Source organism: Streptosporangium sp. NPDC000396 (genome assembly GCF_042898655.1).
GTDB lineage: Bacteria > Actinomycetota > Actinomycetes > Streptosporangiales > Streptosporangiaceae > Streptosporangium.
Window position 1 is genome coordinate 23835 of sequence record NZ_JBIAZA010000010.1, and the last position, 20973, is coordinate 44807.

Here is a 20973-nt window from a genome sequence, read left to right on the forward strand (position 1 = left end):
TTCCCGCTCATACCGTTCGCAATGCCTCGGTAGGCGGCATCCGAGACGCTCGAACGGCCGGCATCAGGCCGGCGAACGCGCCGATCAGGATGGCCGAGGCGATGCCGCCCGACCACGCCTCGGCAGGGATCACGACGGCCCAGCTCTTCGCGCTGGCGTACATGGCCGTTGCCCCGGCCCCGGCCAGCACGCCGACGACGCCGCCGATGACGGCGAGCAGGATCGACTCACCGAGGAACTGCGTCCGGATCTGGCCCTTCGTCGCACCAAGGGCGCGGCGGAGGCCGATCTCCGAGCGGCGTTCCAGAACCGATATGATCATGATGTTGGCGACACCGACGGCACCTACGATCAGTGCCACCACCCCGAGCCCGAGAAAAAGGCTGTCGAACGCCCCCGCTGCAGCGGCACGGGCGGTGAGCGCGTCGGACGGCTGGCTTACGTTCACCTCGTTCGGCGCCTCGGGGTTGGCGGTCTGCGCCAGCACCGACTGCACCGCCGCCTCGTGACCGGTGGCGGCGCGCACATAGATCGAGCTCGGCGGGCCGGCTTTCTCCTCGCCGTGGACCACGCTGACATAGCCGAGATACTTCTGGGCGGCCGGATAACCGATCAAGGCGCTGTTGTCAATATCGGGCTCCAGCGGCGAGGGCTTCAGAATGCCCGCGACATTGAACCACTGGCCTCCCAGCCAGATCCGCAGATCGGGCTGGACCCGGTCGATGCCCAGCCGTTCCGCGGCGGCCGAACCGAGCACCGCGACCGGCCCGCGGGCCATGCCCTCGTTGAGCCAGTTGCCGCGTGCGACGCCGGTGTTGAGCACGGACGGCAGGTTCAGGCTGGTGGCCCGCACCTGGAGGCCACCGGAGTTGCCCTCCGGGATCAGCGAGTTCCGGTAGACCTTCTCGTCCTTCATCAGGCCGGTGTGTGCCAGCAGTTGGACGTTGTCCAGGTGTGTGATCCGCGCCGGCGCTTCGAGGGGCAGCTTCGCTTCCCCTCCGGCGAGGCTCTGTCCGGCCTCGACGGTCAGCATGTTCGTGCCGAGCCGGTCGATCTCCGCGAGCAGCCCGGCCTGCGAGGAGGAGGACAACCCGAGGACCCCCACGATCGCTGCCGTTCCGATCGCGATCCCGAGCGCGGACAGCGCGGCGCGCAGCGGCCTGGCGCGCAGCCCGACACTCGCCACCCGCAGCCCGTCCTTCAGCTGCAATCGTCCGCCCTTGGCACTCATGGCACCCCTCCCTTGGCCCCCGCACCGTTCATGGGCGCCACAAGGACGCCGCGATCGTGGCTGGTATCGGAGACCACCTGGCCGTCCAGCACCCGAATCTGGCGAGGCAACCGGTCGGCGAGGCCCGCATCGTGCGTGATCATGATGATGGTGGCGCCGGCGGCGTTGAGCTCGCGGATGAGCTCCATGATCGATGCGCCGGTGGTGCTGTCGAGGTTCCCGGTCGGTTCGTCGGCGAGAACGATCGCCGGACGCCCGACGAGGGCTCGGGCGATCGCAACCCGCTGCCGCTGCCCTCCGGAGAGCTTGGTGGGCTTGAATTTCGCGCGTTCGGAGAGGCCGACCCGTTCGAGCGCCTCATCCGCGCGCCTGTACCGCTCGGCGGCGGGGACGCCGGCGTAGAGCAACCCGTCGGCGACGTTCTCTCGCACCGTGGCATGTTCGGCCAGGTGGAACTGCTGGAAGACGAACCCGATCTCCCGGGCTCGCAGCAGCGACAGCTCGCGGTCGCTCAGCCGCGCCGCGTCGACCCCACCGATCCGGACCACGCCGCTGCTGGGCCGCTCCAGCGTCCCCATGACGTGCAGGAGCGTGGACTTGCCCGACCCGGAGGGCCCGACGATCGCCACCAGCTCGCCCCGCCGGACGGAAAAGGACACCCCCCGGAGGGCGGGCACCGGCGGCTGCTCACCGTAGACCTTGGTCACCCCGTCCAGTTCCAGAACTGCTTCGCCACTCATAGCGACGGCACCACCACTAGATCGCCTTCGGCCAGGTCGCCCTCGACCTCGACTTGTCCATTCCCGGTGTCGAACAGACCCAGCTCCACAGCGACCAGCTCGCGTCGCCCGCCGTCGCGCACGACCTCGACCGCGAACCCGCCGCCGGACTTCCCGACGAGCGCGGTAACCGGGACGCTCAGGGCGCTCTTCACTCCCGCGGTCGTGATTTCCACCTGGACCGGGGCCCTGTCGAGCCCGCGTGCCTCCTCTGGCTTGTCGAGCGTGATGTAGGCCGGGATGGTCGCGTCCCCGGCGTCGTCGTCCTTCCCAGCGGTCTGGGCGACTCTCCCGAGCCGGTCCACCTTTCCCGTCACCGGCTTGTTGCCGGGCAGAGTGATCTGTGCACGGTCGCCCACCTTCACCTCACCCTGCTGCGAAGCCTCAAGGTCCACCTGCACCTCTAGCGTGTCGGATGTGGCCTGCGCGACCTGTGCACCCGGCTGGGCGGATCCACCGAGCTTGCCGGTCACCTTGGAGATCCGCCCGAACTTGGGCAGGAAGACCGCATCATCGATATCAAGCGCTCCGGTCTCGTCAAAGCCCTTGACGTCCTGGAGCTTCTTGAGAGCCTGCTCCGTCTTCCAGGTGAAATCGCTGTCGCCGGGATCGATAGCGACACCGGCGCCGGCGTCGTAGCCGAGCTTGTGCAGGTTCCAGTTGAGCTGACGGGCGTCCTTGCCCGTATCGCCTCTGTCCAGGTCGCGGTAGGCCGGGACCGTGCCACACAGCAGCAGCACCGGGTCGTCGTCCACCCGATAGAACACGTCGCCGCAGTCGACCTTGTCGCCTTCATCGGGCAGCTTGGTGTATATCCCGCGGGCCTGGTTGATCGCGGAGTACGGCGAGCCGTCCGATTGCGCCTGATAGGTCAGGGTCCCATCCAGGGAGACCATGGAGGAGAGCTTCCCCTTTTCCACCTTCACGGTGTTCGCCGGCGACTCCTGCGCGGCCGGGGTCGCTTGCTCGGCATCGGACGTGGCCAGGGTCGGGTAGACCGTGACGACCACGGCGCCGGTGACGGTGACCAGGACGGCCGCCCCGGCCAGCACCCAAGTCTTCCGCTTCACCGGCCCCCCAGTCCGCCCGGCAAGAGATCACGGCACTTCTGCATCGCGGCCGTGAACCCCGGCTTGCTCTGAGCATTCCGGACGTTGACGAGGGGCCCATTACCGGCGGGGTCCGGGAAGTCCTTCACGCCGTTCTCGCGCATGCACGCGGCGAACTTGAGGCGCGCCTCCCTCGACTTGGCGGTCTGCTTTCCGTTGCCCATCCAGCCCGGTGGCTGCAGGTCCTTACACGCGCCGATGGCCTTCTTCCACGCCGCGGAGCTCGGGTCCAACGACGAGCCCAGCTTTATCCCATAGGCGAACTTGCCCGACGCGTCCGGGTCCGGGAACTCCCTGGCGCCGTTCTCCCGCACGCACTCGGCGAACTTCACCGCCTTATCCCGATCAGTGGCGCTCTTGTTGCCGCCGTTGCCGTTCTCGGCAGATACGTTCGAACAGCCCGCGCCGATCAGGGCGACCATGGCAAGGACGGCCAGCGGCCGTAGTTTTCTCCTCATGTTTTCTCCCCGCGTGTGGTGATGGGTGTAGCTCTTCTGCGGTGGCTGGGTGAATCAGGCGGATGCCCGGCGGTAGGAGGTCGACGGATCTGGGCTGAGATATGCCGAGCGTGCTGGTCACTGCTGCATCCTTGGATCGTGCGTAGGGTCGGCATACATGGGCGGGCAGCTGTCATCGATGGCTTCGGGGCGCAGTTCGTAGTGCCAGGATTCGTTGCTGTAGATCTGGCACAGCCCGTACTCGGCGCCGTGCTCGGACAGCCACGCCGTGGCATCGGAGGGCCCAACGTCGACCGCGTCCCCCGACACATGGGGAGACGTGTCCGCGGTGGCCACCCATCGGGCCGCTTCCTCTTCTGAGCCGTACTTCGAGACCGCCTCATGGCGTAGTCGTTCCTGGTACGCCGGGGAACGCCAGCCACTATTGACGAAGAACTCGACCCCGTCGTCCGCGGCGTCAGTTGCAGCTTGGCGCAGGGCACCGAGCAGATCGGGGTCCAGGTTGGCCACGGCCGGAATTTCGTCATCGAAGACCGTCACGCCGTCAGGGACGGCGCCATCTGCCTCGCCGAGTGCACCATGGTGGTCGCCATGGAGAATGTCGATGGGTGATGCGGCCGAAAAGGACGAGGACGCCAGCGACTGGTAAACAAAAACACCGATAAGCGCCGCGCTGACGACTACAAGGGCAGCGACGATGTTCGATCGAGTACGGCGGGCCGCTGTTCGTGCTGGTTCCCTGTAGGTCATGCCTGCAGTCAAGGCAGCGTGGTGTTGCCAGCACGTATGTGGTTTTCGATATGCCGACGATATGCGCCGGCTCGTAGCCTCGGGAGCATGCGTGTGTTGATCGTCGAGGACGAACCCTTCCTGGCAGAGGCCATCCGCGATGGCCTACGCCTGGCAGCGATCGCCGCCGACATCGCCGGTGACGGTGACACCGCTCTGGAACTGCTGAGCATCAACGCCTACGACATCGCCGTCCTCGACCGCGACATCCCCGGCCCCTCCGGCGACGAGATCGCCGAACGCATCGTCGCCTCCGGCAGCGGCATGCCTATCCTCATGCTCACCGCTGCCGACCGGCTCGACGACAAGGCCTCCGGGTTCGAACTCGGCGCCGACGACTACCTCACCAAGCCCTTCGAACTCCGAGAACTCGTGCTCCGTCTCAGAGCACTCGACCGCAGGCGCGCCCACAACAGACCACCCGTACGAGAGATCGCAGGCCTGCGTCTGGATCCGTTCCGCCGCGAGGTCTACCGCGACGGCCGCTACGTCGCGCTGACCAGGAAGCAGTTCGCCGTACTCGAAGTCCTCGTCGCTGCCGAAGGCGGTGTCGTCAGCGCCGAAGAACTCTTGGAGCGAGCGTGGGATGAGAACGCCGACCCCTTCACCAACGCCGTGCGCATCACTGTCTCGGCACTGCGCAAACGGCTCGGCGAACCCGGGATCATCGCCACCGTGGCCGGCGTCGGCTACCGCATCGACACAGCATCCGGCACCGGAGGTGAGGGAGGGGACCGTGGGTAGGGCGCCTGGTTTGAGTGTTCGCCTCAAACTCACCCTCAGCTACGCCGGCTTCCTCATGCTCGCAGGTGCCTTGCTACTCGCCGCCGTGTTGGTCTACTTCCTGCGAGGCCTACCCGATGATGCGGTCTACACCACCGGTGACTTGATAATCGACCGCTCCGCCATCCTGCGTTCGTTCGCTCCGGTCGCGGCCATCGTGTTGGCGTTCCTGCTGGTGTTCGGTCTCGTGGGAGGGTGGATTCTCGCCGGGCGCATGCTCGCCCCCCTGGCCCGCATCACAGAGGCCACCCGCATGACCACGAGCGGATCACTCTCCCACCGAATCCGACTACCGGGCCGCAGAGACGAGTTCCGCGAACTCGCCGACGCCTTCGACACCATGCTCACACGGCTCGAAGCACACGTCGCCGAACAGCGGAGATTCGCAGCCAACGCCTCCCACGAACTGCGCACCCCGCTGGCGATCACGCAGGCACTTCTCGACGTGGCCCGCGACGATCGCAACCGCGACACCGGCGAACTCGTCGACCGCCTCCACGCCGTCAACACCCGAGCGATCGACCTCACCGAAGCGCTGATCCTGCTCAGCCGCGCCGACCAACGGTCCTTCACCCCAGAACACGTCGACTTGTCCCTCATAGCGGAAGAAGCCACTGAAACGCTCCTCCCCCTCGCCGAGAAACGCGGCCTCACCATCGAAACCTCCGGCGACATGACCCCCACCATCGGCTCACACGCGCTCCTGCTGCAGATGACCACGAACCTCGTGCACAACGCGATCGTCCACAACCTGCCTGAACAGGGCACGGTATGGGTCACGACCAGCGTTCACCCCAAGGCTGTGGTGCTCACTGTCGAGAACACCGGCGAGAAGCTCGCCCCACACCTGGTTTCCACGCTTGTCGAGCCGTTTCAGCGCGGCACCAAACGCATACGCACCGACCACGCAGGTGCCGGCCTCGGCCTGGCGATCGTCAAAAGCATCGCCCAAGCACACGACGGAACCCTCACCCTCACCCCTCGCCTCGCCGGCGGGCTCCGCGTCACGGTGCAACTACCCGCGTACCGCTCCTCCAGATCGCGGAGTGTGTCATGGCCATCGTCGTTCCCGAACGGAGCCCGTGAGTCACCCTCGTCGTAGCCCTGGTCGAAGCGACCAGCCACCGCGACTACCTGGACTACGCGCACGCCCTGGCTCAGGGCCGGCCGATCGCCACCGGCGTGGTGGAAGGCACAGCCCGCCATCTGGTGGGTGACCGGTTGAAGATCACCGGCGCCGATGGGGACTGGCTGGAGCCGAAGTGATCCCCAAGCTCCGCGCCGTGATCTCCAACGGGGACCTGGCCACCTGCCATGCGTTCACTTCGATCGCGAACACCAGCGCCTCCACCAAGCCGGAGCGCTTCAATATCAGGATCAGCACGCGCTCGTTTCCGTGCCGTCCCTCTCCAACCGCCATCCATACCTTGGCGGCCTCTGACCCCGATGGCGGTGGGCGGCTTGTCCTGTGTCGGGTTCGGTCAGGAGTCGCAGGTAGCCTTGTGGAGCTACGTGTCGAGCCGGTGGGTGCTTCTGGCCCAACCACCGTGGAATCGTCCGACTCGTCGCTACCGGAAGTTCGCGGTGCGAACCGGTGGATGAGCTGTGTCAGTGCGGCTGCCACCAGTTGAGCTTGCCGCCGAAGAACCGTAACTGAATTACGGAACGTTCAAGGTGTCTCCCCAGCCGCACCCCTCAACTGATGGGAGATCTGTGTTCAAGGCAACTGGCAGACGATCAGCGGTGCTCGCCACCCTCATGGCCATCGGGCTCGCACTGACCAGCGCCGCAACGGCCGCCGCGGCCACCCTCCACGAAACGGCCTCAGCCCACCCAGCGAGCGCAGGCCGCCTCGCCATCATCGGTGGGAGGGCTGCGACGGAGCCCTACTCGTTCATGGTCTCCTTCCGGCTGCAAGGACTGCCCGGCCACCACTGTGGCGGTTCCCTCATCGCCCCGGACTGGGTCGTCACCGCCGCCCACTGCAAGGGACTCATGAAGCCTGGCAGGACGCAGGTACGGGTCGGCTCTCTCGACCGCGGCAAGGGCGGAGCTCTCACCAGCGTGAAGCGCGCTATCACCCATCCCGGCTACGACGAACCCGGCCTGAGCGGGAAGCCCGAGGACGACATCGCGCTGGTCCAGCTGGACCGACGGGTAGACCTCGAGCCCATCCGCATCGCCGACGACCCCGGCCGGGTAGGCGAGCCGAGCCGCGTCATCGGCTGGGGCATGGCATGCGAAGACAGGAACAATCCGACCTGTAAGAACGGTCCCCGGCAGTTGCAGGAACTCGACACCGTACGCGTGCACGACAACCGGTGCACTTTCCTCAACCGCGGCAGCGAGCTGTGCACTGGCGAGCGCCACGGGCGTGCGGCCAGCGCCTGCAACGGCGACTCCGGAGGTCCGCAGATCCGCAGGGTGGGTGGCCGGTGGGAGTTGATCGGAGCCACCTCGCGCGACGGCGACGACGTGCAGGACCGCATGGACGGCGGCGCCGGCTGCTCCACCAACCCTGAGGGCGAGCCGGGAGTCGGCGTCTGGACCGACGTGACCCACTACCGCTCCTGGATCACCGACACCATCAGGGAACACGCTCCCGCAGAGCTTCACAGCTGAACCGTCGACCTTGCCCTTGATCACTTACCGCACACGGTGATCATCGTCGGCGTAGGGTGCCCGCAGGCCACCGTGTGAGAGGAGCCGGGATGGGCACTGCGATGGACTTGGCAAGCTGGCAGGACCGGTTCGACGACCTGACCCGCCGGCATGGGGTGCCGGGGGCCTCGTTGGCGGTGCTGGCCGACGGGCAGGTCCAAGCGCTGGCCACCGGGGTTCTGCACACCGGGACCGGCGTCGAGGCGACGACCGATTCACTGTTCCAGATCGGGTCCATCACCAAGGCCTACACCGCGACCGTGGTGATAGGGCTGGTGGAGCAGGGTCTGGTCACGCTCGACACCCCGGTGGCCCAGATTGTGCCGGGGTTCCGGGTCGCCGATGCGGACGTGACCGAGCACGTCACCCTGCGGCATCTGCTGGCCCACACCTCGGGAATCAACGGGGACCTGTTCATCGATACCGGGCGGGGTGACGACTGCCTCGAACGGTACGTCGACGCGTGTGCGGACCTGCCCCAGTGTCACCCGCTGGGCGCCATGTTCTCCTACTGCACCGGCGGTTACGTCATCTTGGGCCGTGTCATCGAGCTCCTGACCGGCACCTCGTGGGATACGGCAATGCGTGAGCAGTTGCTCGACCCAGCCGGGCTGGACCACACCTGGACGTTGCCCGAGGACGTGCTTCGGTTTCGCGCCGCCATGGGACACCTCACGCGGGGCGGCCAGGCCCGACCGGCACCCGTATGGAGCTTTCCCCGCAACGGGGGCCCGGACGGCGGCATCTGCGCCACCGCCACCGATGTGGTGACCTTCGCCAAACTGCACCTCGACGCCGGTGCACCCGGTCTTGCCGACATGCGGCGGCCGCAGGTCGCCGTCCCCAATCCACACGGAACCTATGACCGCTGGGGCCTGGGCTGGGCCCTGTTCGACGGGGACCGGCCGGCCTTCGGCCACGACGGCGACACGATCGGCCAGGCTGCGGCGCTGCGCGTCGTGCCCGACGCCGGAGTCGCGGTGGCGCTGCTGGCCAACACCGACGTGTTCGGCGCGTTCTCCCGGGAGGTGTTCTCCGAACTGCTCTCGACCTTGTGCGACCTCACCGTGCCGGCGCCGCTGACACCCCCTGTCGCCCCCGTCCAGATGGAGTTGGAGCGGTACGTCGGGACGTACGAACGGGTGGGCACCCGGGTGGAGGTGATGCTTCACGACGGGCGACTGCGGACCCTCGTGACGCCGACCGGTGCGCTTGCGACCCTCATGCCACCGCAGGAGCGCGAGCTCGTCGCCGTCGCGGACGGTCGGTTCCTGGAGAAGCAGCCGGAATCCGACCGATGGGTGTCCACGGTCTTCGTCACATCACCTGACGGCGCCGAGTACCTGTACCGCGGCATCCGCGCGCATCCCAAAGTCGGGTAACCGCGCCAGGGACTCGGCCCGCCACGGTCTCCGATATGAAGTCCGCGAAGATGTTTGACACCACGCAATGTTGCCAGGCGGGCCGGGGATGCGGCTGGACAGCGGGATAGCAGCACGGTGAGAGGTCACGTGCCACATCGGCGGCTCATTTCGCTGCCGCGATACCGCGCCCCGGTGCGTGATGTGGTGGGTCGGATCGCGCGGGGCTTGAGCCTACTGTTCCCTGTGTCCAATGGTGGCGACACGGGAAGGGGCGTTCTTACATGCTGAAGCGGGTTGCGGTGCTGGTCGGCGGGATTCTCGCTGCTGTCGTTATCAGCGGTCCGGCTCACGCCGATGAGGATCTGCCGTGGGGTGGGGGCACGGCCGAGGCTATCGGGCCATTCGGGAGTTACGCGGTGTGCGAGGGCGCGCGGGTAAACGACAGCACACCGTACACGTATGAGTGCTACAACCTGGGCAGGCCGTGGAACGAGAACTACTGGTACTACACGCGGCTCCGGTGAGCACTGCGGGCCGGGCCAGCCGGAATAGTGCGTAGTCAGAGGCTGGTGAGGCGGCGGCGCACCTCGGCGAGGCGGTGCTGGATCTCCGGCACCAGGAGCGGGCCGATCAGGGCGCCGTCCTCCGCCAGCCGCCGCTCCGCCTCCTCGTGCGCCCGCCGTACCAGCTCAAGAACCGCCTGGCGGCCATTCTGGTAGCCCTCCTGGATAACCACGGCACGCTCTTGAGCGAGCACCTCGTCGAAAGCCGCCTTCTCTTGGATGAGCAGGTCACGCAGAGTGGAGGCGCCGACGGTGAAGGCCAGCGGCCACAGCAGCGCGGTCAGGTCGGCAAGGCGGACAGGAACAGGGAGGAGGGCGGAGCAAGCGGCGAAGACGGCCGCGGAGGCGGCGACGGCGACGGCTCGCTGCCTGCGCGACAGGTCGCGGACGTACATGACCGCGAGCGGCCCGGCGAAGAGCGGGAAGTGCAGGAACGGCATCCTGGTCAGCCCACCCGCCGTGAGGTTGGTCAGCAGCGTCGTCGCGACCAGCGCGTCCACCGTGCCGAACGCGAGCGCCGCCGCGAGTACTCTCCCGTGCGCGGAGTCGCCGTCGGTGACGATCTGGCGGTGAGACCACCAGGCGGCCACCAGCCCGCTGATCATCAGGAGCAGGCCGACTGGAAGGGGCACTGCGTCCAGCTTGGGCCAGGAATGGGACAGGCTGCCGACCGCTCCCAGCGCGATCATGCTGGGGCCCGGGTCAAGCGAGGGAACCCGGGCGGGGGTGTCCTCGGGAAGGATCACCAGATCTTCGCCGATCTGTATCTCCTGGCGCTGCCCCAGCGGTCTGGGCTCCGTTACCGTCACCACGACGAGGTTTCTAGGCTCCAGCCGTACCAGTTCGGCCTCCAGCCTGGCCACCTGGCGACGAGACAGCAGCAGGGAGCCACAGCCGCTCTCGGTGCGTAACTGCACGTCCCTGGCCAGGTCGGGGCTGGCCAGGTTGTGCCGTTGCTCCCAGCGCGACAGGGCGGCGGACAGGTAGTCGGCGCAGCCGATGGCCTGCTCGGCCAGGTGCTGGCGCCAGGCCGCCAGCGGCGAGTGCACTGCCTTTCCCGGTACGGCGAGCAATGGCCACGTGCGGGTGATCAGGTCGACCACGGTGTCGGCGCCCACCGCGATGCTGTGCCTCCCGGCGAGCTCGGCCTGGCCGCGCGCCGCCTCCCGGTCGGCCAGGGCGGTGCGCAGGTGCGCGTACAGGCGCAGCTCCAGGTAGCGGGCCAGCCCCAGGCCGCTCAATACGGCGAAAGCCGGCCAGAGGAACGGGGACACGCTGCACGGCCGCGCCGCGGTGAGCAGGGCGGCGTTGGTGGCCAAGCCTGCCGCCAGCGGTACGGCAAGGGCTCGGGTGCCCTGAACGAGAGCGCGTTCGAAGGCCAGCGGTGCGGCCAGCAGCGCGGGGGCGTCGATCGGATCGCCCATGACGACTGACCAGCCCGCCACGTCGGCCATGTCCAACACCAGGCGTAGCCACGGCGGAAAGCACAGGCCGTGGCGCAGGCACAGGTAGAACGCCAGATCGTAGGCCAAGCAGATCGCGCAGGCGGTCAGCGCGACCGGCGGGGTGAGCCGCCGGTCTGCCACGGCCATGACGCACACCGCGATCCGTGCGACGAGGCGCAGGTTGATGAAGAACTGCGTGGTCGTGAAGGCCGTGGTGGCGGCGGCGAGCCGGGCGAACGGCGGCAGTTCAGCCGTCATCGGCCTGATGCGGCGAGGTCTTGACCCGGGTGGCCCACTGCAGGAGCCGGGAGATCTGCGGCAATGACGGAAGGTCCTGGCGGCGGTCCGGTGTCCGGCCGTCGGAGGTCATCGCCGTCAGCTCGGCTTCCCGGTTGAATTCCCGGCGCAGCCGTTCCCAGACGCGCGAGCGGGGGTTCCGTCGTTCAGCGATCGTCTCCGGCAGGTTTCGTTCCAGCGCATGCCGTACGGCCCGGTTGACCCTGCTGTGGCGGGACACGCCGTGCCTGATCTCCTCCTCGGGGTCGGCCGGTGGCGGTACTGCCCGCCGCGGGTCGCGTACGGTCGCCACGAGCACGGCGGCGTCGGCGAGTTCGCCGCGGTGGTAGAAGTAGTCGGCCCTGGCTTCCTTCATCCTGCGGCGGATGGCGCCGTCGAAGAAGTGGCCGGTGATGACGATGACCACGGTGTCCGGGCTGGTCGTGCGGATAGTCTCCACTACCGCTACGCCGGGGAAGTGGTCGTCCGCGCGGCGCTCGTCGGCAGCGTCCACCAGGGCCACGTCGATCCGGGGCCAGCCCTGCCATGCCATCGCCCGTTCGTGGTCCAGCCCGGCCACCACCTGCAGGCCCGGCGCGATGGAGAGGATCGCGGCCAGGCCGTGCCGGTTGATGTCGTCGTCGTCCACGATCACCAGCCGTCGCGCGGGGCTGTCTCTGTCCATGATCGGAGCCGCCTCGCGGACCGAACGTGCGTACGGCTCCAGCGCCCGCTCGAAGATCGCTTCCATCGGGTGCACGAGGAGCCTCCTGCCGTCCGGCGGTCCCTGTTTCTTATGGAGCCCTGCTCACACCTCCAGATCATGTTCGTCCGACGGCTGTCGTGTCTGTCCTGGCGGCCGTCCCCGGTTCCGGGGACAGGGGAAAGACGATCTCCACACTGGTGCCCCGCCCCAGCTCGGCCTCGGGGTCATAGCCGGCGCCGTCCTCCCGGAGCAGATCTAGCCGCCGCTCGACGGCCCATGTACCGTCGACGGCGACGCGACACCCGCACCCCTGCGGCCTGCCGGCCCTGGCGGCCGCTGACCGTGATGCGAAGGGAACCCGGATCGGTCGGCGGCGGATCCACCAGTGCTGCCCCTGCCCAGCTGATCTCCACGTCCGAGGAGTGCCATGCCCGCACTGGAAGCCGCAGCCGCCGCAGCGGCGAAGGCCGTCGCCCAGCGCGCCGCGCAGGAATGGTTGTCGGTCCGCTCCGCCCAGACCGAGCGGAACTCGGACCTGGCCACGCTGATCAGGAGTGAGCTCCCCGACCGCCTGGTCCGGCGCAGCTTCCAGCGCCAGGTGGAGGCGATCGCCGACGGAGTGGACCGGCGGCTGATGACGCTTGTCGAGCGGGAATACGGCGGCCTGTCCGAGAGCGACAGGGCCGCCGCGCTGCTGGAGGCCGTGGACACCCTCAAGCGGGCCGACTTCTCCGACCGGGCCGTCTTCGACGCCGCGGCCGATCCGATCCTGCTGACCAGGCGGATCCGCCAGGGACTCGCCGACCCCCGTCCTCAACTCGGCGAGGCCGGCGGGCAGCTTTACGACGTGTTGCTCGAAGAGTGCGTCGAGTGCGTGGTGCGCATCCTGCAGCAGCTCCCGCAGTATCTGCCCAGAGTCGCCACCGAACTGCTCGGCAGAACGGCCCGGCTCGGCGAGCAGCTCGACGAGCTGGGCAGGCAGGTCTCGACGGTGCTGGCGAAGCTGCCCGCGCGCACCCTGGACGCCCCGTCGGGAGTCCAGGACGACGCTGAGTTCGAGCGCCGCTATCTAGAGCACATCAGCCGGACGCTGGACGAGGTTGAACTGTTCGGCGTCCGGGTGGACAACTACCGGCCGCGAGCCACGCTGAGCATCGCTTACATCAGCCTGAGTGTCTCCGCCGAAAGCCGAAGGCCCGACCACGAACGCATGCGGTTCGGTGACCTGACCGACGCGCCCGCCCAGCACGGCATGACCACAGTGCGCGCCGAAAGCGCCCTGGGACGTGCCTCCAGGACCCTGCTCAGAGGCGATGCCGGATCGGGCAAGAGCACGCTGCTGCGCTGGTTGTCGGTCACGGCGGCACGCGGTGGCTTCGTGGACGAGCTGGCCGGGTGGAACGGCTGCGTCCCGTTCGTCGTCAAGCTTCGCAGTCACCACACGGGAGTCCTGCCAGGACCGGAGAGCTTCATAGCCGACGTCGCGGGCCCGCTGGCCGGGCGCATGCCCACGGGGTGGGCCCACCGGATCCTGGAGTCCGGACGGGCGCTGCTGCTGGTCGACGGTGTCGACGAGCTGGCCGTACGGCACCGCCCGGCCGTCAGGCAGTGGCTCGGCGGCCTGATGTCCGCCTACCCCGATATCAGGACCGTCGTTACCTCCCGCCCTGCCGCCGCGGACGCGCGATGGCTGGAGGAAGAGGGCTTCGAGTCGGTGATGCTGGAGCCGATGACACCGCACGACCTGCATGAGCTGGTACGGCACTGGCACCTGGCGATGAAGGGCTCCAAGAGCCTGCCGTGCACCTCCTCGAAGCTGGAGGAGTATCAGGGCGCGCTGCTGGCCAGGCTGGAGAGCGGCCGACACCTGCAGGTGCTCGCTTCCACCCCGCTGCTGGCCGCGATGCTCTGCGCGCTCAACCTGGACCGCGGCACGCAGCTGCCGCGCAACCGGATGGGGCTGTACGCGGCGGCTCTCGAACTGCTGCTGGTGCGCCGCGACGTCGAGCGTGGCATCGCCGCCGAGGTCACGCTCGAACCCGAACAGACGATCCGCATCCTGCAAGATCTGGCCTGGCAGCTGTCGGTCTGGGGTCGCTCTGAACTGTCCAAGGCGACCGCGCTCCGCCGGATCGCCGACAAAGTCGCGTCGATGCCCCGTATCGACGCGACGGCCGAGGCCGTCCTGGACCACCTGATCCAGCGCAGCGGCGTGATCAGAGAACCGGCCACGGGACGGATCGACTTCGTCCACCGCACCGTGCAGGAGTATCTCGCCGCCAAACAAGCGGCCGACGACGCCGACGTGGAACCGCTGGTCGAGCGGGCGCATCTGGACCAGTGGCGCGAGACGGTGGTGATGGCCGCCGGCCACGCGAACGCCCCGGTACGCCGCGAACTCCTCGCCGGACTGCTGGACCGGGCGGAGCGGGACAGGCGGTACGCCCGGCGGCTGCGGCTGCTGGTGGCGGGATGCCTGGAGACCGTCCAGGAGCTTCCCGCCGATCTGCGGGAGCGCATCGACGCCTGCCTGGCCGAGGTGATACCGCCGAGGAACGACGCCGAAGCCAGGTCGCTGGCTCTGGCCGGCGAGGAGGCACTCCGCCGCCTGCCCGAGGGCCTGCGCGGACTGTCAACGGCCAAGGCGGTCGCGACCGTGCGCACCTGTTGGCTGATCAACGGCCCCGAGGCATTGGTGAAGCTGACCGGATACGCCGGTGACACCAGGGGGGACGTCAAAAGAGAGCTGATCACGGGCTGGAGCTACTTCGATCCCGACACCTACGCGGCCAAGATCCTCGCCGAGGTCACGCCGCCGAACAGGCGCCTGGACATCGACAACCCTCGGCTACTCGGTGGCCTTGGCCGACTCAGGAAGATCGATGCCATCGACGTCAACTGTCCCGTCGACCGTCTGGACTTCCTTCGGACGGCTCCGCCGCTGTCCTGGTTGGCGCTGCAGGAAATGGGCGGCGCCTCCCTGGAGGATCTCGCCTGCCATCCCGAACTGGACTGGCTCTGGATTCACTTCAGCCCCGCACGGCAGGTCGACCTCAAGGTGCTCTCCAGGCTGCCCGAACTGAGGAAGCTGAAGCTCAGCGGAGTCGACTTCACCGACCTGGGATTCCTGGACACGGTCACGTCCCTGGACTCGCTGCTGCTTGGGGACATGAACCGAGTACGAGATTTCACCCCCATTACCCGCCACGCCGGGTTGCAGAGCCTCGCCCTCTACCGGGCACACCTGCCGCGGGATCCGGCGTTCTTCGCGAGCTTCCCCAAGCTGGACCATGTATCGCTGCAAGACTCCATGGTCGACGGCGGCCTGCCGGCACTCGTCCGGGCCGTCCCCGGACTGGCCTGGCTCATGCTCAGGCACTGCGACTGGGTGAACGATCTGAGTCCGCTGAGTGACCGCCGCCTGAGCGAGCTGAATCTGCAGGGATGCCGGAACGTAAAGGACCTGACCCCGCTGGCTGGCCAGCAGAGCCTTCACACTCTGTCGCTCCAGTACACCGCCGTGACCGATCTCGGCCCGCTCTCCGGTCTTCCCTGCCTTCGCTATCTCAACCTGTACGGCTGTAGCGGGATCAACGACCTCGCCCCGCTCTCTTCTCTGCCGGCCCTGAAGAGCGTCATCCTCAGCAGCACGGCGCAGGCGCTTGATCTGTCCCCGCTCGCGGACATGCGGAACCTCGCCGTATTTGTGGACAAGACGCAGAAGATCCGCAACGCCCGCACCCTCCACCGGAGCATCAACGTCATCCGATCCTGACCGTGCGGCAGGCCGGCGGTATCCGCCCCCTGAAGAGCATGACCGCCGCGGATGGCCGCAGCGTTGGCGGCGCCGAGCTCCTCATCAATCCGATGGGTGACTTCCGATGAAATCGACAGCCCGGCCGGCCGAAGACCGGGCTGTCGCTGTCACCGGGCTACGCCGCCAGTCACGCCTCCTGCCACGGACTCCACAACATGTCGGTCGCATGCCCGTTGTTGATGTTGACGACCACTCCGGTGCGGTATGTCACCGGCCACCAGTAGGGGTCGATGTAGGAACTGCCCTTCACATTGACCCATGGGCCCATGCTGCCGTTGCCGGGGATGTAGGACGTGCAGGAGCTTCCGGAACCCGGGAGGGGATCGTTGTTACGGTACAGGTGGATGTTGAGCCAGCAGGGTGGCGGGACTGAGGGAGCCGACCCCTGGTACTGGAAGCGGACCCAGGTGTCCGGCCTCAGTTCCCCGTTGACGTTCGAGATGCAGGAGCCGATCTCCATGTAGACCTGGTCGACGGTGCGGTAGTACGTCGTGCAGCCGCCGGTGGCGTCGGCATGGGCGGCGGTGGCCGGGATGGCGATCGCCGCAACGGCGAACGCGGCCGCGAACGCGCAGAGACGGCGGAGCTTCTGAATCACGGGCAACTCCCAGGGCATGCGATCGGTTCGATCTGGTCGCTGATCAGCATGCAGTCGGAGCGCGCGCGATCTGCTCTCCCGGATTGCGCAGCCGTGTGACTCAGCCGGCGTGGTCCGGGCCTTCCGCGGTCTTCTCCAATCGGCCGGTCAGGCCGGTGACAGTTCCGCCATCTGCGACCAGCCTTCGCCGGGCACCTCGACGTTGATGATCTCCGGTGTTTTCGCGATCACCTCCGGCATCCATGCCATGGCGGTCTTGAAGTGCTCGGAGCCCACGTGGGCCTCGCCTGCCGCGGACGAGGCGAACGCCTCCAGCAGGACGAACTGGTTGGGCGTGTCGACGCTCCTGGACCATTCGAAGAAGACGTTGCCCGGCTCCCGCCGGGTGGCCTGGGTGAAATCGCCGACAAGCGAGAGCCACTCTTCGCTTCGCTCGGGACGGATGGTGAACTTGACGGCGATGAAGATCATGAGCTGGCTTCTTCCGCGTGTTGAACGTGTTAAGGATGCGTGTTCTCCGTGCCCGGACTGCGCCGCTTAATTCGTTGATCCCGCAGTGGAAGATAACTACGCTCAACCGCCAACGGCGGTGGTGGGAGGGTTTGATGGGCACATGGCTGGCGACCGTGCGGTTTCCCGACGGCACCCGCAAGTACGCGCGATACAGCACGGTCGTGGAATGCATGTACGACCGGCTCTACTCCACGGCCTGCCATTACGGCGACATGCTGCCCGACGGGCAGCAGTGCTACCGGTCGGCCGTCACCGGAGAGCCGGATCCGCAATGGCCGGAGGCCAAACGGGCACCGATCGACCAGCTGGTGCCGGTCGAGATCGGCGAGGAGGCGAACAACTGCACCTGGCACGCCCTGTACTGCCCGCAACGGGCCATGGTGCTCGGCCCGATGTCCTGCGATCACATGGACGAGCTGCAGTACCGGTACGAACTGGTCCGCGGCGACGACGGAGTGCGGCACCTGTGCGACTTCGTCATCTCCGACGCGCGGGAAGATAGACGTCCGAACGCGGCATGCGGTCGGCGCGTGCCAGGGCAGCTATTGCCGTTCCACCGTATCGAGCCTTACCTCGGCATGGAGCTGGACACCTTGCCGGAGGATCTGCCCCCCATGGACCTGTACGCCGAATGGGATCGCGACGACCTTTGCCGTGAGTGCCTGGCCTCTCAGCTTCCGCAGTGACTTCACGAACAGCGTTGCGTCCGTGAGGACCAGCCTCAGTTCACCGCCTTCTTGAGCCTCAGTTCGCCGCCTTCTCGATGAGCGCGCCGATCCGCGCCTCGTCGGCGGCGGTCAACTCCGTCAGAGCGAAGGCGGTCGGCCACATGGTTCCTTCATCGAGGTTCGCCTGGTCGCTGAAGCCGAGCGTGGCGTACCTCGTCTTGAACTTCTGCGCGCTCTGGAAGAAGCAGACGACCTTGCCGTTCCTGGCATACGCGGGCATCCCATACCAGAGCTTCGGCGAGAGGTCCGGCGCGCCGGCTTTGACGATGTCATGGAGCCGCTCGGCGAGGACGCGGTCCGCTTCCGGCATCTCGGCGATCTTCGCGAGCACCTCGCTCTCCGCGTCCGCCTTGGCCGCGCGCGGGCCGCGGCGCGCGGCCGCCTTCAGCTCCTGGGCGCGCTCTTTCATCGCGCTTCGTTCCTCGTCCGTGAATCCGTCGTACTTCTCGTCGGTCTTCTCGGCGGTCGCGTTGGTGCTCTTGGCGGACGTCTGCGTGCCCTTCATCGCAGGTTTCCTCTCTTGCAAGGCTTGACCGGGACAACCTCATGCTAGGGATCCACCGCGGCGGCGGCTTCTTCAAAACTGATCGGTTGTCCGGGGCCGGTGTCCGTTCTGCCATGCCGTACATCGGTCTGCCATGCCGTACGTCGGTGATCCCTGAGGGGGAAGATAGTTACGCTCGGTCGGCAACAGCGGCGGTGGGAGGGTTTGATGGGCACGTGGCTGGCGACCGTGCGGTTTCCCGACGGCACCCGCAAGTACGCGCGATACAGCACGGTCGTGGAATGCATGTACGACCAGCTGTACTCCGCGGCCCACCATTACGGCGAGACACTGCCCGACGGACAGCAGTGCTACCGGTCGGCCGTCACCGGAGAGCCGGACCCGCAATGGCCGGAGGCCAAACGGGCACCGATCGACCAGCTGGTGCCGGTCGAGATCGGCGAGGAGGCGAACAACTGCACCTGGCACGCCCTGTTCTGCCCGCAACGGGCCATGGTGCTCGGCCCGATGACCAGTGATCACATGGACGAGCTACAGCACCGGTACGAACTGGTCCGCGGCGACGACGGAGTGCGGCACCTGTGCGACTTCGTCATCTCCGACGCGCGAGAAGAAAGACGCCCCAATACGGCGTGCGGTCGGCGCGTGCCAGGGCAGCCATTGCCGTTCCACCGTCCTGAGTCTTTCTTCGGCATGGTCGTCGACGAGAACCCCTCGCACAAGGATGTGCCCCCCATCGACCTGTACGCCGAGTGGGGCCGCGACGACCTGTGTCGTGAGTGCCTGGTTTCTCAGCTTCCGGAGGTGGTTTCACGGTGGTAGGGCGATTTTCCCCATCACCGCCCCGGCTCAGGATTCCAGGAAACGCAGGACGGCGAGCACGCGGCGGCTGTAGCCGGTCACGTGGGTCAGGCGCAACTTGTCGAACACCGAATTGACGTGCTTCTCCACGGCGCTCTGGGAGATGAACAGGGTTTCGGCGATGGAGGCGTTGGTCAGCCCCTGGGCCATGTGTTCCAGCACCTCCCGTTCCCGGGCGGTGAGCCGTGCCAGGGGGTCGACCTGGGAGGTGCGTGCCAGTAGCTGGCGGACCACTTCGGGGTCGAAGGCCGCTCCCCCGGCGGCGACGCGGTCGAGGGCGTCCAGGAAGTCGGCCACCTGGGCCACCCGGTCCTTCAGCAGGTATCCGACCCCCGAGATGTCCGAGCTCATCAGCTCCGTGGCGTACTTCTTCTCGACGTATTGGGACAGGACGAGCACTTTGGTCGACGGCCACCGGCGGCGGATCTCCAGGGCGGCCCGCAGTCCCTCGTCGGTGTGGGTGGGCGGCATCCGGACGTCCGCCACCACGACCTCGGGCTGGTGGGCGTCGACGGCCTGGATGAGCGACCGGCCGTCGCCGACCGCCGCGAGGACCTCGTGGCCCTCCTCGGCCAGCAACCGGATGAGCCCTTCACGCAGGAGGGTGGAGTCTTCCGCCAGGATCACCCGCATGGCAGTTCCGCCGTGATCGTCGTGGGGCCGCCGAGCGGGCTGAGCACCGTGAATCTCCCGTCCAGTGCCGCGACTCGCCTGGCCAGCCCGGACAGGCCGCCGCCCTCCGGGTTCGCGCCGCCGATGCCGTCGTCCTCGATTCGCACGGTCAGCATGTCGTCCTCACTGGTTACCTCCACGGTGATCCGCGTGGCGTCCGAATGTTTGGCGGCGTTGGTGACGGCCTCGCAGACCACGAAGTACGCGGCCGTCTCCACCGCCATGGGCGGTCGCCGGGCCAGCGAGCAGCATAGTGTCACCGGAACGCTGGAGCGCTCGGCCACCCCTGCCAGCGCCTCGCCCAGCCCCAGGGTGTCCAGCCCGCTGGGGTAGACCCGCCAGGCCACTTCACGCAACTCCGCCAGTGCCCGCTGGGCCTCCTCGTGAGCTTGTCCCAGCAGCTCGGGCCGGCCCCGCCGGGCCCTGCCGATCACCATCGACAGGGCCACCAGCCGTTGCTGCAGCCCGTCGTGCAGGTCGCGTTCGATGCGGCGGCGTTCGGAGTCGACCGCGGCGAGGATGCCCGCACGGGTCTCGGCCAGCTCGGCGATCCTGCGCTCAAGTGCCTCGGTGGAGGTGGGACCGAGGTGCCGCAGGGCCAGGTGCCGCTCCACAGCCTGAACCCCTACTAGTCCGCATATATCGAGAAATAGCAGCACAGTCCCAACAACAAAAGTGTAAATCAGGATCAGCGGGGTCGGGGGTATATCGTCGAAGGCCTCCCCGCGCACCCACGACCAGGCGAGCTGGATCGCCACCGTCACCCCGGTCCCCAGCAGCACGAGCACCATGCCGCCCAGCAACCCGACCGGCCAGCGCAGCGCCAGGTAACGCATGGCCTGCCGGCCGGTGTATCCGGTGACCGGGACGCCGAGCCGCTTCAGCTCCAGGGCCGCCAGGCGGCGGGCGATCGACGAGATGCCTTCGCCCGCCGAGGACGGCTCCCCCACCGTCTCGCCCTCCGGGGAAGCCGAGGGCGAGACGCGGTAGGTGGCCCCGGCCCGCCCGGCCAGCGGCAGCGCGACCAGGACGAAGAGCAGTTCGACCACGGCGGACAGGGTGCCCAGCGTCACCGAGATCAGCACTCTACCGGCGGAGCTCATCGCCTGCCTCGC

20 protein-coding genes are annotated in these 20973 nt (G+C 67.7%); 8 read left to right on the forward strand and 12 right to left on the reverse strand.

What is annotated here, in order from left to right:
* Positions 1 to 7 precede the first annotated feature (7 nt).
* From ACFY2X_RS17595 to ACFY2X_RS17615, 5 genes are all read right to left on the reverse strand, one after another.
* On the reverse strand, positions 8 to 1231 hold the full coding sequence (locus ACFY2X_RS17595) for an ABC transporter permease (protein WP_389939282.1): 1224 nt from the start codon (positions 1229 to 1231) through the stop codon (positions 8 to 10).
* Positions 1228 to 1971, reverse strand: coding sequence for an ABC transporter ATP-binding protein (locus ACFY2X_RS17600; protein WP_389939284.1), 744 nt, complete (start codon positions 1969 to 1971; stop codon positions 1228 to 1230). The genes ACFY2X_RS17595 and ACFY2X_RS17600 overlap by 4 nt, the downstream gene beginning before the upstream one ends.
* Entirely contained in the window at positions 1968 to 3080 is a 1113-nt protein-coding gene (locus ACFY2X_RS17605; protein WP_389939286.1) for an efflux RND transporter periplasmic adaptor subunit, read from the reverse strand. The genes ACFY2X_RS17600 and ACFY2X_RS17605 overlap by 4 nt, the downstream gene beginning before the upstream one ends.
* Positions 3077 to 3577 carry a hypothetical protein gene (locus ACFY2X_RS17610; RefSeq protein ID WP_389939288.1) on the reverse strand — a complete coding sequence of 167 codons (501 nt, stop codon included), beginning with the start codon at positions 3575 to 3577 and terminating at the stop codon, positions 3077 to 3079. Before ACFY2X_RS17610 ends, ACFY2X_RS17605 begins: the two co-directional genes overlap by 4 nt.
* 117 nt (positions 3578 to 3694) lie before the next feature.
* Positions 3695 to 4327 carry a M15 family metallopeptidase gene (locus ACFY2X_RS17615; RefSeq protein WP_389939290.1) on the reverse strand — a complete coding sequence of 211 codons (633 nt, stop codon included), beginning with the start codon at positions 4325 to 4327 and terminating at the stop codon, positions 3695 to 3697.
* 87 nt (positions 4328 to 4414) lie between these two features.
* Between ACFY2X_RS17615 and ACFY2X_RS17620 the strand changes: the two genes are divergently transcribed.
* The 5 genes from ACFY2X_RS17620 to ACFY2X_RS17640 all read left to right on the forward strand — a co-directional run bounded on the left by ACFY2X_RS17620 (position 4415) and on the right by ACFY2X_RS17640 (position 9698).
* The gene (locus ACFY2X_RS17620; RefSeq protein ID WP_389939292.1) at positions 4415 to 5110 is read left to right on the forward strand and encodes a response regulator transcription factor; all 696 of its coding nucleotides are present in this window, start codon (positions 4415 to 4417) and stop codon (positions 5108 to 5110) included.
* 10 nt (positions 5111 to 5120) lie between these two features.
* A complete protein-coding gene (locus ACFY2X_RS17625; RefSeq protein ID WP_389939294.1) occupies positions 5121 to 6251 on the forward strand; it encodes a sensor histidine kinase in 1131 nt (376 codons plus the stop codon).
* 611 nt (positions 6252 to 6862) lie between these two features.
* Positions 6863 to 7771 (forward strand): S1 family peptidase, encoded by a 909-nt coding sequence (locus ACFY2X_RS17630; RefSeq protein WP_389939296.1) that lies wholly within the window; start codon positions 6863 to 6865, stop codon positions 7769 to 7771.
* 89 nt (positions 7772 to 7860) lie between these two features.
* Positions 7861 to 9192, forward strand: coding sequence for a serine hydrolase (locus ACFY2X_RS17635; RefSeq protein ID WP_389939298.1), 1332 nt, complete (start codon positions 7861 to 7863; stop codon positions 9190 to 9192).
* 263 nt (positions 9193 to 9455) lie between these two features.
* Positions 9456 to 9698 (forward strand): hypothetical protein, encoded by a 243-nt coding sequence (locus tag ACFY2X_RS17640; RefSeq protein WP_389939300.1) that lies wholly within the window; start codon positions 9456 to 9458, stop codon positions 9696 to 9698.
* A gap of 35 nt (positions 9699 to 9733) precedes the next feature.
* On the opposite strand, the gene ACFY2X_RS17645 is transcribed toward ACFY2X_RS17640, so the two are convergent.
* Both ACFY2X_RS17645 and ACFY2X_RS17650 read right to left on the reverse strand, forming a co-directional pair.
* The gene (locus ACFY2X_RS17645; protein WP_389939302.1) at positions 9734 to 11440 is read right to left on the reverse strand and encodes a hypothetical protein; all 1707 of its coding nucleotides are present in this window, start codon (positions 11438 to 11440) and stop codon (positions 9734 to 9736) included.
* On the reverse strand, positions 11430 to 12218 hold the full coding sequence (locus ACFY2X_RS17650) for a response regulator (protein ID WP_389939304.1): 789 nt from the start codon (positions 12216 to 12218) through the stop codon (positions 11430 to 11432). Before ACFY2X_RS17650 ends, ACFY2X_RS17645 begins: the two co-directional genes overlap by 11 nt.
* A 373-nt stretch (positions 12219 to 12591) precedes the next feature.
* On the opposite strand from ACFY2X_RS17650, the gene ACFY2X_RS17655 reads away from it, so the two are divergent.
* Positions 12592 to 15939: an NACHT domain-containing protein gene (locus tag ACFY2X_RS17655; RefSeq protein ID WP_389939306.1), complete on the forward strand. Its 3348-nt coding sequence runs from the start codon at positions 12592 to 12594 to the stop codon at positions 15937 to 15939.
* A 169-nt stretch (positions 15940 to 16108) separates the two neighbouring features.
* On the opposite strand, the gene ACFY2X_RS17660 is transcribed toward ACFY2X_RS17655, so the two are convergent.
* The gene (locus ACFY2X_RS17660; RefSeq protein ID WP_389939307.1) at positions 16109 to 16579 is read right to left on the reverse strand and encodes a hypothetical protein; all 471 of its coding nucleotides are present in this window, start codon (positions 16577 to 16579) and stop codon (positions 16109 to 16111) included.
* 147 nt (positions 16580 to 16726) lie between these two features.
* The gene (locus ACFY2X_RS17665) at positions 16727 to 17050 is read right to left on the reverse strand and encodes a putative quinol monooxygenase (RefSeq protein WP_389939309.1); all 324 of its coding nucleotides are present in this window, start codon (positions 17048 to 17050) and stop codon (positions 16727 to 16729) included.
* A 134-nt stretch (positions 17051 to 17184) separates the two neighbouring features.
* Between ACFY2X_RS17665 and ACFY2X_RS17670 the strand changes: the two genes are divergently transcribed.
* Positions 17185 to 17778 carry a hypothetical protein gene (locus tag ACFY2X_RS17670; protein ID WP_389939311.1) on the forward strand — a complete coding sequence of 198 codons (594 nt, stop codon included), beginning with the start codon at positions 17185 to 17187 and terminating at the stop codon, positions 17776 to 17778.
* Between the two features lie 58 nt (positions 17779 to 17836).
* Here the strand turns inward: ACFY2X_RS17670 and ACFY2X_RS17675 are convergent, their stop codons facing one another.
* Entirely contained in the window at positions 17837 to 18325 is a 489-nt protein-coding gene (locus ACFY2X_RS17675; RefSeq protein ID WP_389939313.1) for an iron chaperone, read from the reverse strand.
* 207 nt (positions 18326 to 18532) lie between these two features.
* On the opposite strand from ACFY2X_RS17675, the gene ACFY2X_RS17680 reads away from it, so the two are divergent.
* Positions 18533 to 19147: a hypothetical protein gene (locus ACFY2X_RS17680; RefSeq protein WP_389939315.1), complete on the forward strand. Its 615-nt coding sequence runs from the start codon at positions 18533 to 18535 to the stop codon at positions 19145 to 19147.
* Positions 19148 to 19174: 27 nt separating this feature from the next.
* On the opposite strand, the gene ACFY2X_RS17685 is transcribed toward ACFY2X_RS17680, so the two are convergent.
* Positions 19175 to 19819, reverse strand: a complete 645-nt coding sequence (locus tag ACFY2X_RS17685; RefSeq protein ID WP_389939316.1) for a response regulator — start codon at positions 19817 to 19819, stop codon at positions 19175 to 19177.
* Complete coding sequence (locus ACFY2X_RS17690) at positions 19810 to 20961, reverse strand: sensor histidine kinase (protein ID WP_389939318.1); 1152 nt, start codon at positions 20959 to 20961, stop codon at positions 19810 to 19812. Before ACFY2X_RS17690 ends, ACFY2X_RS17685 begins: the two co-directional genes overlap by 10 nt.
* Between the last annotated feature and the right edge of the window lie 12 nt (positions 20962 to 20973).